This is a genomic window from Streptomyces sp. NPDC032091 (assembly GCF_055580265.1).
The window spans coordinates 246566-260579 of record NZ_JBVILR010000006.1 but is presented as its reverse complement, the minus strand read 5'-3'; the positions used below and the strand labels follow the sequence as shown (position 1 = coordinate 260579).

Here is a 14014-nt window from a genome sequence, read left to right as displayed (position 1 = left end):
CCGACCATGCCCGCATCGAAGGAAAGGCTGCACACCCATGACCCGGGTGCTGGTGGTGGAGGACGATCCCCAGCTCGTCCGCGCGCTGAAGATCAATCTCCAGGCGCGCAAATTCGAGGTCGAAGAGGCTCCGGACGGCGGCTCGGCCCTGCGCCTGGCGGCCGCGCGCAAGCCGGACGTCATCGTGCTCGACCTCGGACTGCCCGACATGGACGGCGTCGACGTGATCAAGAGTGTTCGCGGCTGGAGCCGCGTGCCCATCCTGGTGCTGTCCGCCCGCCACACCTCGGAAGACAAGATCCGGGCCCTGGACGCGGGCGCCGATGACTACGTGACGAAACCGTTCAGCATGGACGAGCTCCTGGCACGGCTGCGGGCGGCCGCCCGCAGACAGGAGCCGGCCGGCGCCTCGCGGGCCGACGAGGTGTCCATCGTCACGACCGAAGAGTTCACCGTCGACCTGGTCGCGAAGAAGGTGTACCGCGGCGATCGCACGGTACGGCTGACCCCGACCGAGTGGCACCTGCTGGAAATCCTCATCACCCACCCCGGCCGACTGATCACCCAGAGCAGACTGCTGCTGGAGGTCTGGGGCCCGACCTACGGCGAGAACACCAACTACCTGCGCGTATACATGGCCCAGCTACGGCGCAAACTGGAAGCGGACCCCTCTCACCCCCGGTACCTGATCACCGAACCGGGCATGGGATACCGCTTCGAACCCTGATCATCCGCCCGATCGTCGACACAGAAGAAGAGTCTGAACATGGGACGCGGCAAGCTCCGCATCTACCTCGGAGCGGCACCCGGCGTCGGCAAGACGTACGCGATGCTCTCCGAAGCCCACCGCCGGATCGAGCGGGGCACCGACTGCGTCGTCGGCTTCGTCGAGCACCACAGCCGGCCGCGCACCGAGGTGATGCTGCACGGCCTCGAACTCATCGAGCGGCGCGAGCTGGAGTACCGCGGCTCCACGTTCACCGAGATGGACGTCGACGCGATCCTCGCCCGCCGCCCGGCCGTCGCCCTGGTGGACGAGCTCGCCCACACCAACGTGCCCGGCTCACGCAACGCCAAGCGCTGGCAGGACGTCGAGGAGCTGCTCCAGGCCGGCATCGACGTCGTCTCGACCGTGAACATCCAGCACCTGGAATCGCTGGGCGACGTGGTCGAGACGATCACCGGGGTGCGCCAGCGCGAGACCGTCCCCGACGAGGTGGCCCGGCGGGCGGACCAGATCGAGCTGGTCGACATGTCCCCGCAGGCACTGCGGCGCCGTATGGCCCACGGAAACGTCTACAAGCCCGACAAGGTCGACGCGGCCCTGTCGAACTACTTCCGTCCCGGCAATCTGACCGCGCTGCGTGAGCTGGCGCTGCTGTGGGTGGCCGACCGCGTCGACGAGTACCTCCAGGAGTACCGGGGCGAGCACAACATCCGCTCCACCTGGCAGGCACGCGAACGCATCGTCGTCGGCCTCACCGGCGGCCCCGAGGGCCGTACGCTGATCCGGCGCGCCGCCCGCCTCGCGGAGAAGGGCGCGGGCGGCGAGGTACTCGCCGTCTACATCGCCGCGAGCGACGGCCTCACCTCCGCCTCGCCCAAGGAGCTGGCCGTCCAGCGAACCCTGGTCGAGGACCTGGGCGGCACCTTCCACCACGTCATAGGCGACGACGTCTCGGACGCGCTCCTGGAGTTCGCCCGCGGCTGCAACGCCACCCAGATCGTCCTCGGGGTCAGTCGCCGCAAGTCCTGGCAGTCCGTTTTCAGCCCCGGCGTCAGCGCCACCGTCGCCCGCGAATCGGGCCCGGACCTCGACGTCCACATCGTCACCCACGACGAGGCCGCCAAGGGCCGCGGCCTGCCCGTCGCGCGCGGCGCACGCCTTGGACGGTCCCGCCGCATCTGGGGCTGGCTGGCCGGTATCGGCGGCCCCGTGCTGCTCACCGTTCTGCTGAACCAACTGGTCCCCGACCTCGGCCTCGCCAACGACATGCTGCTCTTCCTCACGTGCACGGTGGCGGCGGCACTCCTCGGCGGGCTGCTCCCCGCACTCGCCTCGGCGGCGTTCGGGTCCCTGCTCCTGAACTACTACTTCACGCCGCCGCTGCACCAGTTCACGATCTCCGACCCGAAGAACATCGTCGCCATCGCGATCTTCGTCGGTGTGGCGGTGTCGGTGGCCTCCGTGGTCGACCTCGCCGCCCGGCGCACCCACCAGGCCGCCCGGCTGCGCGCCGAGTCCGAGATCCTCTCCTTCCTCGCCGGCAGTGTCCTGCGGGGCGAGGACTCCCTCGACGCCCTCCTCGAACGGCTCCGTGAGACCTTCGCCATGCAGTCGGTCGTCCTGCTGGAACGCACCAGTGAAGTCGACCCCTGGACGACGGCGGCATCCGTCGGCACCGGTCCCGTCAGCCGTCCCGAGGAGGCGGACGTCGACCTACCCATCGGCGACAACCTGGCGCTCGCCCTGACCGGCCGGGTCCTGCCCGCTGAGGACCGCCGCGTCCTCGGCGCCTTCGGCGCGCAGGCGGCCGTGGTACTCGACCGCCAGCGCCTCGTCGACGAGGCGGAGAAGTCGCGCGAGCTCGCCGAGGCCAACCGCATCCGCACCGCACTGCTCGCCGCTGTCAGCCACGACCTGCGCACCCCGCTGGCCGGAATCAAGGCTTCCGTCAGCTCCCTGCGCTCCGACGACGTCGAATGGTCCGATGACGACAAAGCCGAACTCCTCGAAGGGATCGAAGACGGCGCCGACCGCCTCGCGGCCCTGATCGGGAACCTCCTCGACATGTCCCGCCTCAACACCGGCACCGTCGTACCGCTCATCCGCGAGACCGACCTCGACGAGGTCGTCCCCATGGCCCTGGGCGGCGTACCGGAGGACAGCGTCGACCTCGACATCCCCGAGACCCTTCCGATGGTCGCCGTCGACCGCGGTCTGCTGGAGCGGGCCGTCGCCAACATCGTCGAGAACGCCGTCAAGTACAGCCCCGCCGACCAGCCCGTCCAGGTCTCCGCCAGCGCCCTGGGGACCCGGGTGGAGCTCCGGGTGGTCGACCGCGGCCCCGGCGTCCCGGACGAAGCCAAGGACCGCATATTCGAACCCTTCCAACGCCACGGCGACGCCCCCCGAGGCGCTGGCGTGGGCCTCGGCCTCGCCGTCGCCCGCGGCTTCACGGAGGCCATCGGCGGCACCCTCACCGCTGAGGACACCCCCGGCGGCGGCCTCACCATGGTCCTCACGCTTCCCATGGCAGGCGGCACCCCGCCGGTCACCGCGGACCTGCCGACCTCTGCGGTCACCTGACAACGCGACAACCGGCCGAACCGTCGGGGCCCGCGGACCGGGCCCGGACGAGGCTGGTCACAGGATGTGGCAGCCATCGCCCCACATATCAGTACAGCGGACCCGCGATCGCCGTGAGCGCGGCGACGTGGCGCCGGTAGGCGGCCAGTCCCTCCTCGGTCAGACACAGCCAGGTCCGTGGCCGGCGTCCGACCTGCCCCTTCTCAACCGTCACCCAACCCGCTTCCTCCAGGCGCGAGACCTGTTTCGACAAGGCGGAGTCGGTGATCTCCACGAGATCCCGTACGTAGGCGAACTCGGCCTTCTCCACGGCAGCGAGGGCCGCGACGATCGACAGACGCACGGCCGACGCCAGAAGGGCTGCGAGTCCGTGCCGCGGATGAGGGCCCTGCCCGGCACCCGCCGAGGCCACCGGCGTCATACGGCGCGCCCCTCCCACCAGACTGCCGCAGCAGCCGGAAGCGCGCACGCGAGGGCGGCCACGGCCGCGAACGCGACGCTGTCCAGGAAGACGGTGAAGCCGAACACGAGGGTCAGGACGTAGGCAACCGCCCACGCTCCGATCACCCTGAGGTGCCTGCCGCCGTAGCCCCGCGGGACTACGGGCTGCCGCGTGGCGAACAGGGACAGCCCCATGACCACGAGAGCGTTCGACAGCGTGCTGACGAGTGTGCCCGTTCGCCCGTGCCACAGCAGCACCGCGGGAACGAGGGCTAGCTGCCACACGGCGAACAGCCAGAGGTAGCCGACGTACCAGCCGCCTCGCCCCCGCACGGTCCCCTCGATCCACGCAATTCCCTTCAACGATGCCGCTGCATCGGCCTGTTCACGCATGGCAAACCCCTCCCGCCGTCGCCGAGCAACCTTGTACCTGCCAGCCCGACATCTACTTGCCACATTAGCAACTACTTGCCAGCCGGGAGGACTCGGCTTCGCTTACGCGGGGAAACACGCGAGCCGTCCGGCCCCGGTATCCCCACACCGGAGAGCCGGACGGCTCATGCGTTGTGCGACGGGTGACGGCACGCGGTCGCATCGGTCCGTACCCCCACGGTGGGACCCTGCGCCGCTTCGGACGATGTTCAGGTCACCGCCACCAGCCGCGTGCCGCCGGACCGTCTTCCGGCTCCGTCGCCACACCAGTCTGCGTCCAGCCAGCGGCCATGAGAGCACTCCTTGACGGGTTCCTTCCGCTGGGAAGTCGATCTTTGATGCGGCCCTGACGAAGGGCCATCCGAAGGTCGTCAAGAAGCCTCCGAGCGCTTGCCTCCGCGTCCCCGGTGCGCTGGGATTGCGCCATGAACAGCGGTCCGCGCTACGACGATCGGCCACCGAATCAGGTGCAGCCGACGGCGCCCGCTGTCCGCCCGGCCCTCTGACATCGGCCGCGCGTCCTCCGCGTACCTGCCACCAGCCCCCTGAAGGGCGCTGACCGAGGCGCCGTACGCATCCTCACCTTCACCGCATGACCTGAGCCCCACCCCCCGGCCTCCCGCCGGGGCGCCGGGCACGTCAGGCATGCCCTCTTCCAGGAATCCGCCATGTCTTCACCCCTGTCCGGCCGTACCGTCCTCGTCACCGGAGCCACCTCCGGCATCGGCTACGAGACCACCCGCCAGCTCGCCGAGCTCGGTGCCACCGTCCTCCTCCACGGCCGCACCCCCGAGGAGTCCCAGGCGGCCACCGACCGGCTGATCGCCGCCGCCGGCATCAACGGCGCCCAGCTCAGGCCGCTCGCCGCCGACTTCACCCATCTGGAGGAGGTCGAGAGCCTCGCCCACGCCGTCGTACGCGAACACGCACGCCTGGACGTCCTCGTCAACAACGCAGCCATCGCCGCACCGGAGCGCCACACCCTCACCGCCGACGGCAACGAGATCGCCTTCCAGGTCAACTTCCTGGCCCACTACCTCCTCACCAACCTCCTGGAGCCCGCCCTCACCAGCGAGCCGGGCGGGCGCGTCGTCAACGTCTCCTCCGCGCTCCACCGTTCCGGCGCCATCCAGTGGAACGACCCGCAGCGCGTACGGCGATACTCCCGCCTCGCCGCGTACGCCCAGTCCCAGCTCGCCCTGACCGTCTTCGCCGCCGACCCGCGCGTCACCGCCGTCTCCGTCAACCCCGGCGTGTGCGAGACCGGCCTCCTCCCGCTGTACGGGCACGAGGGCGCGCCGGCCGTGGAAGGCGCCCGGCACGTCGTACGGCTCTGCGACCCGGCCACCGAGATCGTCAACGGCGCCTACTACGACCGGTCCGAACGCGTCGCCCCGGCCCCTGCCGCCACCGAGGACCGCACCGTCAAGCGCCTGGGCAAGCTCGCCGACCTCCTCGTCGGCCACACCGCCTGAAGGGATCCACGGACATGTCCAAGCGCGCACGCAAGAAGAGGGCCCGCCGCAAGAAGGGCTCCAACCACGGCAGCAAACCCTCCTCCTAGTCATCAGCCCCACGCGTGGGGCGGCCCTCCGACAGGGCCGCCGCCCCCCTTCCATGGCCCCGAAGGAAGTCCCGTGATCAACCTGTCGGCGCACCGACTCCCGGCCCTCGTACGCTGGTTCCCGACCGGGTCCGTACTTGCGAGGATGACCCCCAGGACCGGCGCCATCTGCCAGGTCAGCGGGGTGATCAGCGACGCGATCACCCCGGCTGCGGCCGCCGAGGCCAGGACCAGGCCGAGGCGAGCACGCTGACCGGCTCCCTCACGAGGCGCAGTTCGCGCCAGGACAGTCCTCCGCACTGGCGTAGAGCAGGGGCGAGCAGTGAGTACGCGGGGATTCGCCATCGGCGGGCACCCGTGGCCACGACCGTGGCCCGCACCAGGAGGAACAAGACCGTACCGACGCTGCGCATTCCGCCCCCACCCGAGTCGACGCGGACCATGCGGTCACACGACGCCGACCAGGCTTCCCGGCACACCACCTTCACCCTATCGATGGAGCGGCCGTCAATACGCCGTCAAAGTCCCGGCCGACCCGCGTCAGGAAGCCGTATGGGCCGTTTCGTTCGGTGTTTCGTTGTTGTTCGCTGGTGAGGTCGAGGACGCACGGAGGAGTCGGTGTACGGGTGAGCACGGAGAATGTCGTAGGCATCGTCGTCGCGGTCAGCCTGGTCGGGTATCTGGTCCTGGCGTTGTTCTTCCCCGAGAAGTTCTGAGCGTGACGACCGTCCACGAGGCCGCCCCGGCCGCCGGGGCGCGGCCGGACCTCCGGCCCGGAAGGCTCAAGGTCATTCTGGGCGCGGCTCCCGGTGTCGGCAAGACGTACCGGATGCTCGACGAGGCGCACCGCAGGGTGGCCCGCGGCGCGGACGTCGTGGCCGGTTTCGTGGAGTGTCACCGGCGCAGGCACACCGAGGCGAAGCTCGATGGCCTGGAGACGCTCCCCTGGCCGGCCACGACTACGGTGGGGGCCGGTACGCGGAGCTGGACCGCGAAGCGCTTCTGGCCAGACGGCCGCAGGTGGTGCTGATCGATGAACTCGCCCACACCAACGTCCCGGGCGAAGGCCGGCACCCGAAGCGCTGGCAGGACGTCGAGGACATCCTCGCCGCCGGGATCGACGTCGTCACCACCCTCAACATCCAGCACCTGGAATCGCTGAGCGACGTCGTCGAGAAGATCACCGGGGTGCCGCAGCGCGAAACGGTCCCCGATGAGTTCGTACGCCGTGCCGACGAGATCGAGCTGGTCGACATACCCCCCGAGGGACTTCGACGCCGGATGGCCCACGGCAACATCTATCCCCCGGAACGGATCGACGCCTCCCTCGCCAATTACTTCCGCCCCGGTAACCTCATCGCGCTGCGCGAACTGGCGCTCCTGTGGCTGGCCGGGCGGGTGGACGAGGCCCTCCACAAATACCGCGTCGAGCACGGCATCGGGGACGTCTGGGAGACCCGGGAGCGGGTGGTGGTGGCGCTCACGGGCGGCCCCGAGGGCGAGACCCTGATCCGCCGCGCCGCCCGCATCGCCGGCAGGTCCGCCGGCGGCGAGCTGCTCGCCCTGCACATCGCACGCAGTGACGGACTCGCCGCCGGGGTCTCGCACGCGGCACTCGCCGCGCAGCGGGCCCTCGTCGAGGACCTGGGAGGCAGCTACCACTCCGTTGTCGGCGACGAAGTACCCACGGCCCTGGTGGACTTTGCGATGGCGGAGAACGCCACGCAGCTCGTTCTGGGTACGAGCCGCCGCCGGAGACTGGAACGTTTCCTCACCGGCAGAGGCATCGGCGAGACCGTGTGGCGCTCTCCGATGACATCGACGTCCACATGGTCACACACGAGTGGGCGGGACACGGCCGACTGCTGCCGTCCCGCCGCCGCACGCTCCCCACCTCCCGGCTCATCGCCGGCCCCGTGGCCGGGGTGGTGCTCCCGGTACTGCTCACCCTCGCCCTCGACCGGATGCGCGGCACGCTGAACCTCACCAGCGAAGCACTTCTCTTCCTGGTGGCAGTCGTCGGAGTGGCCTGCATCGGCGGAGTGGCCTCCGCCCTGGTCGCGGCGCTGACCGCCGCGTTACTCCTCAACTACTGGTTCATGCCGCCCATAGGCGAGTTCACCATGAGCGACCCGGACAGCGTGCTGGCTCTGGTGGTCTTCGCCGTCGTCGCCGCCACCGTGGCCGCCGCAGCGGACGGTCCCTACGGCTCTCCCGCCGCGCCGCCCGAGCCACAGCCGAGGCGGAGACGATGTCCTCCCTCGCGGGAAGCATCGTCCGCGGCGACCAGACGATACCGGCGCTGCTGGAACGCACCCGGGAGACCTTCGGCATGGACACCGTCGACCTGGCGCCGGAGGCCCCGGACGCGAGTTCCGGCACCGAGAGCGGGCGCCGCGTCCGCGCGGGTTCGGACCCCGCCCTCGTTGTCGCGGCCGGGTCCGGGGCCTTCCTCGTCCTGCGAGGCCGCACGCTGCCCTCCTCCGAGCGCCGCGTGCTGGCCGCCTTCGCCGCGCACGTCGGCGCCGCTGTCGAACGGGCCCGGCTGGCCGAGGCCGCCGCCGAAGTCGAACCCATCAAGGCCGCCGACCACCTGCGCACCGCCCTGCTGCGCGCCGTCAGCCACGACCTGCGCACCCCGTTGGCAGGGGCCCTGGCCGCGATCACCTCATTGCGCACCCCTGACGTCGACTTCTCCGAGGAGGACCGGGCAGAGCTGCTCGAATCCGCCGAGCTGTCCCTGAACCGGCTGAACCGACTGGTGGAGAACCTTCTCGATCTCAGCCGCCTGCAAGCCGGCGCCCTCACCCTCGAACTGCGGGCCACCACCCTTGAGGAAGTCCTGCCGGCCGCCCTGGACTCCCTGGAACCGCTGTCCGCGGACGGGCCCGGCATCGACGCACAGAACCTGGAGACGGTCCCGGCTCTCCAAGCCGACCCGCCTCTGCTCGAACGGGTTCTGGCGAACCTGGTCGGCAACGCGGTCCGCCACGCCCCCGGGGACCTTCCCGTGCTGGTGACGGCGAGCGCCCTGGCCGGCCGGGTCGAAATCAGGATCGCCGACCGGGGCCCCGGGATCGCCGCCGACGACCGCGAGCGGGCCTTCGAACCGTTCCAGCGCCTCGGCGACCGCAACAACAGCGCCGGTCTCGGTCTCGGCCTCGCCCTGGCCCGTGGGCTCACCGAGGCCATGGACGGCACGCTCACGGCGGAGGACACCCCTGGCGGCGGTCTGACCATGGTCCTGTCGCTGCCTGCGGCCGCTGATGCGGCCCCAGGACGGCCCTGACCGGACTATCCTCCTCCCCCTGTGACTTGAAGGAGACTGCCTGTGCGGTACGACGACGAACCGGTCTTCAGACGGAACAAGTGGGGTACGAACCGCTACTCCTACAACCCCCACAACCCCGTCGGACGCGCCCTCATCGTCATCACCCTGCTCTTCGTCGGGACGATGCTGATCCTCATGGCGAACCGGGCAGGACCCTTCAATCCCTCGCCCACCCCCGCACCATGGAGCCCGCCGCCGTACGACGACTCCCGGCCGTCGCCGTCACTCACCCGACCGGGCCCTTGAGGCCGACGGGCTTCCGCTTGGAAGAGGGGACTCTCACCAAGATGGCGTAGCCATCACATCAGCGGTGCGTCAGAGTCCGGCTCCAGAGCCTCTGCCAGCCCTAACGTCGCTCTCATGGAACGACGTTTCACACCTGCCGCGACCGGCGCACACGCCGCCGCGGCGGCACATCCCGGCCCCCTCGCACACGACGTCCACTGGGCTGGTGAGCTGCGCTCTGCGATCGGCGTCGCGTTCCTCCTCTTCGCCGCCCTGCTCGTCGTGGACGCCGGTTTCGGAACTCTCGATCCGACGCGTGGCGCCCTGTGGACCGCCCTCGCCAGCCTGCTCTTCGTAATCTTGCACCCGTCTCGGGTCTCCGTACGTCCTGGCCTGCTGAGCTCCCGCGGACTGCTCACGGCGGACACGGTCCGCACCGACTGCCTCGTCTCGGTCCGCGGGTCCGACGGAGTGGCCCAGCGGATCGTCCTTCGCGACACGGAGGGAAGCCGCATCGAGATCGACCCGACCGTCCTGGTCCGCAATCCGGCGATGTGGCACCTCCTCGATACGGACGCGCGCGCATCGATCCGGCAGGGCACCCTGCTCTCCGGCGTGACCGCCCTGCAACAGCTTGCGCAGCGCATCGACCGCGAGACGGCCCGAACGGTATTCAGGGTCTCCGGCCTGGAGTGACCCCCTACGCCCGCCTCCAGTTGAAGGCCAATGACGGGCCACTACGACTTGGCACACCCGAATTTGGACTCGGCCGCCTTGACGAACGCGGTGAACAAATCTCGTGGGGCGGGTGCGCCGGCTCCGAGGGATTCGGTGTAGCGGAGGCCGGTTTCCATGGCGAAGTACGTGGGCTTTCCGGAGCAGTCGTCGACGGTGTGGGTGGCGTCGAACCCCTGCGCCGTAAACCCCTTCGACTTGCGGATTCCCGAGATGACGGCGGGGTCCTGAGTCACGGAGAAGGTGGCGTAGGCCTGCTTCGCGCCCTCGGCGGTCGCCGTTCCGCAGCTCCAGGTGGCGCCGCTGTCCTGGACGGTTTCCCTCAGGACGGCCGGGATCTCGAAGCCGAGCAGGCCGCACACGCTGCCCGCCGTGGCCAGGCGCTGCGGGGCGGGTGGGTCGATTCGGTCCGGGGCGGCCAGTGGCGCGGGCGGGGCGCAGCCGGCTCGGCCGCTGATGCGGTTCGCGGTGCCGGTTAGGAGCCCGACCAGCTTCGCCGGGTCCGCGGTCTCGGGGGCGTATGCCTCGACCAGGCTCGCCTGGCTGTCCGAACAGGCCGCCGGGAGCTGGACCCAGGCGCGGCCGGGTGCGGCGCCGCCGCCGGGGAAGAACGCCACGGTCGAGGCGTCGGGCCACCGGCCGCCGGTGAAGGCGAAGTCGCCGCGCTCGGTGGTTCCTTGGATGTGCAAGCGCTGGACCTCGGAACCCGGCAGCGCGACGGCGTTTCGCTCGATGACGCAGTCGAACCGGGTCTTCCCGTCGTCCGAGTCACTGCTCGCGCCCGGACGGTCGGAGATCCTGCCCACGCCGGTGAGTACGGCCTCGGCGTCCTGGGCCGTCACCGCGCCCCCGCAGAGGGAGGATTCGCCGAACGAATTCGTGTTCAGCCACAGGTGCAGTCCGCCCAGTACGGCCACGATCGTGACGGCGGCTGCGAGCGTCTTGCGCGGGAACCCGGCTGCCCGCTGCGGGGGCGTGGTCACGGTGCTCTACTTCCTCGTGCGGAGGGCGGAGTAGGCGTCCTCCCGGCCGGTGATGTAACTCTGCTTGGCCTCACCCCTGGCGTGTTCGTGAGCCACGGATCCGTTGGCTCCCTGCCCGCTCGCGAAGGAATCGATCAGCGAGTTCGTCGCGCCGACACCGGCCGCGGCGTCGGCGCTCTCCTTCTTGAGTGCCATTGCCTCGTGCTCGGCCGCGACGTCCTTGGACCATTCATAGGTGGCGGCGTCGATGAGGCGTTGCGCCGGGTCGCCGATGATCGGGAACTGGGTGATGAGTCCGCCGAAGCCGTGGTAGCCATACCGGGCGGCGTCGTTCATGGTGCCGATCTTCGTGTCGCGGTCGTCGAGGGTGATGTCGGAGCCGATGGCGTTCATCGACCCGAAGACCTCGCCGACATGGCGCGCCCGGTTGTCCCAGTCGCCGACGACGTTGCCGGCCTCGCCCGGTTCGGCGGGCTTGGCGTGGCTGAGGTATTCGGCGGAGTAGCGGCGCTCCGATTCGTACATCACGTCGTAGGCGGTGATCGGCTGTCCGGCGGAGCCTGTTCCGACCCCGCCGTCGGCGACACCGCGCATGACGCGCAGCAGGCTGTGCTTGCCGCTGGTGATGCTGGAGTCGTCCCCGCGGGCGGTGATACCGTCCTGGCCGATGGGGCTGCCGGGCGAGGTGCCGCTGAGGATGGAGTGGGTGTCGGCGGTGTAGTCGACCAGGGCTCGACCCAGGGGGGCCTTGAGGTTGTCGGCGATCGTGTCGCCCTTGCCGTCGGCGTCCAGGATGGAGATGGTCCGCTGCATGACCCGCGCCTCCGCCTCGGAGTGGTGGCCGTAGTCCGCCGCGGCCACGCCCGGTTCCTTGCCCGTGGTGGAGGCTTCCAGTGCCAGGCCGAGACCGGTGCGGGCGTCCTTGCCCTCGGACTCGAGGTCACGGTTGGTCTCGAAGTTGCCCTGCCAGACGGGGGTGTCATCGAACTTCCAGTCCCGGTCCTTCAGCAGGTACTGGAGGTTGTCGTTCTTGCCGTCGGGGCCGGGGTCGAAGTAGGAGGTGGAGGCGTCCGGGTTCTTCGACATGATGCCGAGTACGCCGTCGAGGGGGTCGTTGGCGAACCAGCCCTTGTTGCTGCCGCTGAAGTCTCCGTTGAGGTCCCGGATGTCGGGTTCGCCGCCCTGCTTCTTGTCCTCGGCCTTGCGGATGTCCGCGGCCAGGTCGTGCAGGAATGGGGCGGAGTAGCCATCGCCGTTCTGCATGAGGGTGACCAGGCTCTGGTAGCCGCGGACCTTCTGGCCGTGGTCGCGGCTGATGGCGTTGGGCGAGTCGCCGATCTGCTTGAGGTCGTACCTCTCCAGCCCGGCCTTGTTCAGCTGCGTGCGGAAGTTCTTGTAGAAGTCGGACTTCGGGTCCTGCATCGCGTTCGACAGCGAGTTGGCCAGGCCCTTCTGCAGGTCCAGGTAGTGCTGCTTGTTGCCCTTGTCGTCGCCGTACGCGTGGTCGTTCAGCTTGTTGGTGAACCTGAGCGTGTTCTCCACGCCCATCCCGTTCAGGAAGGTCTGGGTGAACTCCGGCCGTGAGGAGTTGTCACGGAAGGAACGGCTCAGCTCCGCGTAGTCGGCTTCCGAGACCTTCCCGCCGCTGTTGATACGGGTGGCGATGTCCTCGGCGTTGCGGGCCTCGTAGACCTCGATGTCGCCTTGCGCTCCGGCGTTGAAGCCGTCGAGGGTCTCGTCGGCACCCTTGCCGAAGGCGTCCTTGTTGCTGTCGACGACCACGGCTTCAAGCGCGATCTTCACGCCTTGGTCGGCCTCCGAGACGGCCTTCACGCAGTCGTCGATGTGCTGCTGCCACTTGACGACGGCCGCACGGATGGTGGTCGCACCATCCGGGTCGTGGTGGATCGCGCTGCGTTCCTGCGGGGTGAGCTTCGCGTAGTCGTAGGCAACGACCCCTTGCTCCGAGACGGTCATGTCGGCCTTGATCGCATCGTCCCGCGCGCTCTCGACCCGCTTCTTGAGCTCGGTGAACTGGCTGTGCGCGTCGCGTAGCAGGCCTGCGACGGCCTTGGCCTGGATCTGCGCGGCGGAGTACTCGTAGCGGGTGGCTGCGAAGCTCGTATGGGCCACTCCGACACTGATACCCGTCCAGCTCTGCCCCATGGTGATCTTCTGGACGCTCTCGCCGTATCGCTCCTCGACCTTCTTCAACTCTCCTGCCATGGAGTCCCACTTGCCGGCCGCCGTCGTCAGCAGGCTCAGATCCGTCGTCATCACTTCGTAGTACGTCAGCACCCGCCGCCCCCTACAGCCCGTTGAGCTTCGACGGGGAAGTGATCGGCCGGAACTGGTCGCCCAGGCCGAGGTCGTTGCGCACGAAGAGGCCGGAGGCGCCCCGTAGCGCTCTTCTCGGAGCTGAGGCGACCCATCAGAACCTTGACCTGCTTGTCCCAGGTGTCGGCCACCTTCTTCAGCCCCGGGGCTGTGTCCCAGCCCTCGAAACCCTTCACCGCGGTGTTCGTCGCCTCGTCCGAGTGCTCCGTGGCCGCCTTGATGTTCGGCTGCAGCTCGGTCTCGATCGCGTTCGCCGCGGCCGTCTTCTCCCCCGGCGTGGAGCCGAAGGTTCCCGACCCACCAGGGGATAACGGCCCGGACGGTGCCCCGTTCAAGCGCATCTCCACCTGCCGGGCTCCCGCGGCTGCACGCGCCTGTCCCCACTGCTGGTCGAATTCCCCCGACATACCCGACCTCCCCATTGGATTCCCCTCATCGAGCATAGGCATGACAATCGAATGTGATCCGTAAGCAAGGCATCAAGATCCCGTAAATCCGGCCACCGTCGTCTCACTGGGTGGGGCGGGCACGCTCCGTATTGCCAACAGGCCGGGCCGTTCAGGCACCCGGAGAGCATCCCCCCGTGGAGTCCGCCGCCGATCGGCCTTGGAGCCGTAACCCCGGCAGCCGCACGGTCTCTCGCCAGTGGCTGGCAG

Annotated in this window: 11 protein-coding genes and 1 pseudogene; 8 read left to right on the top strand and 4 right to left on the bottom strand. The window is 69.5% G+C overall.

Going from position 1 to position 14014, the window contains the following annotated elements; all coding sequences use genetic code 11:
- Positions 1–37 precede the first annotated feature (37 nt).
- Together ACZ5NJ_RS13130 and ACZ5NJ_RS13125 are read left to right on the top strand one after the other, a co-directional pair.
- Positions 38–727: a response regulator gene (locus ACZ5NJ_RS13130; protein WP_468764909.1), complete on the top strand. Its 690-nt coding sequence runs from the start codon at positions 38–40 to the stop codon at positions 725–727.
- 39 nt (positions 728–766) lie between these two features.
- Positions 767–3310, top strand: a complete 2544-nt coding sequence (locus ACZ5NJ_RS13125; RefSeq protein ID WP_468764908.1) for a DUF4118 domain-containing protein — start codon at positions 767–769, stop codon at positions 3308–3310.
- An 88-nt stretch (positions 3311–3398) separates the two neighbouring features.
- Here ACZ5NJ_RS13125 and ACZ5NJ_RS13120 read toward each other — a convergent pair whose 3' ends face one another.
- Entirely contained in the window at positions 3399–3653 is a 255-nt protein-coding gene (locus ACZ5NJ_RS13120; RefSeq protein ID WP_468492145.1) for a winged helix-turn-helix domain-containing protein, read from the bottom strand.
- 74 nt (positions 3654–3727) lie between these two features.
- The gene (locus ACZ5NJ_RS13115) at positions 3728–4144 is read right to left on the bottom strand and encodes a hypothetical protein (protein ID WP_468764907.1); all 417 of its coding nucleotides are present in this window, start codon (positions 4142–4144) and stop codon (positions 3728–3730) included.
- Between the two features lie 707 nt (positions 4145–4851).
- On the opposite strand from ACZ5NJ_RS13115, the gene ACZ5NJ_RS13110 reads away from it, so the two are divergent.
- The 6 genes and pseudogenes from ACZ5NJ_RS13110 to ACZ5NJ_RS13085 all read left to right on the top strand — a co-directional run bounded on the left by ACZ5NJ_RS13110 (position 4852) and on the right by ACZ5NJ_RS13085 (position 9999).
- On the top strand, positions 4852–5658 hold the full coding sequence (locus ACZ5NJ_RS13110; RefSeq protein ID WP_468764906.1) for an SDR family NAD(P)-dependent oxidoreductase: 807 nt from the start codon (positions 4852–4854) through the stop codon (positions 5656–5658).
- Between the two features lie 14 nt (positions 5659–5672).
- Positions 5673–5747 (top strand): 50S ribosomal protein bL37, encoded by a 75-nt coding sequence (locus ACZ5NJ_RS13105; protein ID WP_468764974.1) that lies wholly within the window; start codon positions 5673–5675, stop codon positions 5745–5747.
- A gap of 626 nt (positions 5748–6373) precedes the next feature.
- Positions 6374–6463, top strand: coding sequence for a K(+)-transporting ATPase subunit F (gene kdpF, locus ACZ5NJ_RS13100; protein ID WP_376122898.1), 90 nt, complete (start codon positions 6374–6376; stop codon positions 6461–6463).
- Positions 6460–9036 (top strand): annotated as a pseudogene (locus tag ACZ5NJ_RS13095) (sensor histidine kinase). Before kdpF ends, ACZ5NJ_RS13095 begins: the two are co-directional and overlap by 4 nt.
- A gap of 42 nt (positions 9037–9078) precedes the next feature.
- The gene (locus tag ACZ5NJ_RS13090) at positions 9079–9324 is read left to right on the top strand and encodes a hypothetical protein (protein WP_468764905.1); all 246 of its coding nucleotides are present in this window, start codon (positions 9079–9081) and stop codon (positions 9322–9324) included.
- A gap of 114 nt (positions 9325–9438) precedes the next feature.
- Positions 9439–9999, top strand: a complete 561-nt coding sequence (locus ACZ5NJ_RS13085) for a hypothetical protein (protein ID WP_468764904.1) — start codon at positions 9439–9441, stop codon at positions 9997–9999.
- Positions 10000–10040: 41 nt separating this feature from the next.
- On the opposite strand, the gene ACZ5NJ_RS13080 is transcribed toward ACZ5NJ_RS13085, so the two are convergent.
- Entirely contained in the window at positions 10041–11021 is a 981-nt protein-coding gene (locus ACZ5NJ_RS13080; RefSeq protein ID WP_468764903.1) for a hypothetical protein, read from the bottom strand.
- A 6-nt stretch (positions 11022–11027) separates the two neighbouring features.
- Positions 11028–13298: a hypothetical protein gene (locus tag ACZ5NJ_RS13075; RefSeq protein ID WP_468764902.1), complete on the bottom strand. Its 2271-nt coding sequence runs from the start codon at positions 13296–13298 to the stop codon at positions 11028–11030.
- Between the last annotated feature and the right edge of the window lie 716 nt (positions 13299–14014).

Bases quoted from the DNA above. Each gene is read 5' to 3' on its own strand.
- ACZ5NJ_RS13130 (WP_468764909.1), top strand. From the start codon at position 38: ATGACCCGGGTGCTGGTGGTGGAGGACGATCCCCAGCTCGTCCGCGCG.
- ACZ5NJ_RS13125 (WP_468764908.1), top strand. From the start codon at position 767: ATGGGACGCGGCAAGCTCCGCATCTACCTCGGAGCGGCACCCGGCGTC.
- ACZ5NJ_RS13115 (WP_468764907.1), bottom strand. From the start codon at position 4,144: ATGCGTGAACAGGCCGATGCAGCGGCATCGTTGAAGGGAATTGCGTGG.
- ACZ5NJ_RS13110 (WP_468764906.1), top strand. From the start codon at position 4,852: ATGTCTTCACCCCTGTCCGGCCGTACCGTCCTCGTCACCGGAGCCACC.
- ACZ5NJ_RS13085 (WP_468764904.1), top strand. From the start codon at position 9,439: ATGGAACGACGTTTCACACCTGCCGCGACCGGCGCACACGCCGCCGCG.
- ACZ5NJ_RS13075 (WP_468764902.1), bottom strand. From the start codon at position 13,298: ATGACGACGGATCTGAGCCTGCTGACGACGGCGGCCGGCAAGTGGGAC.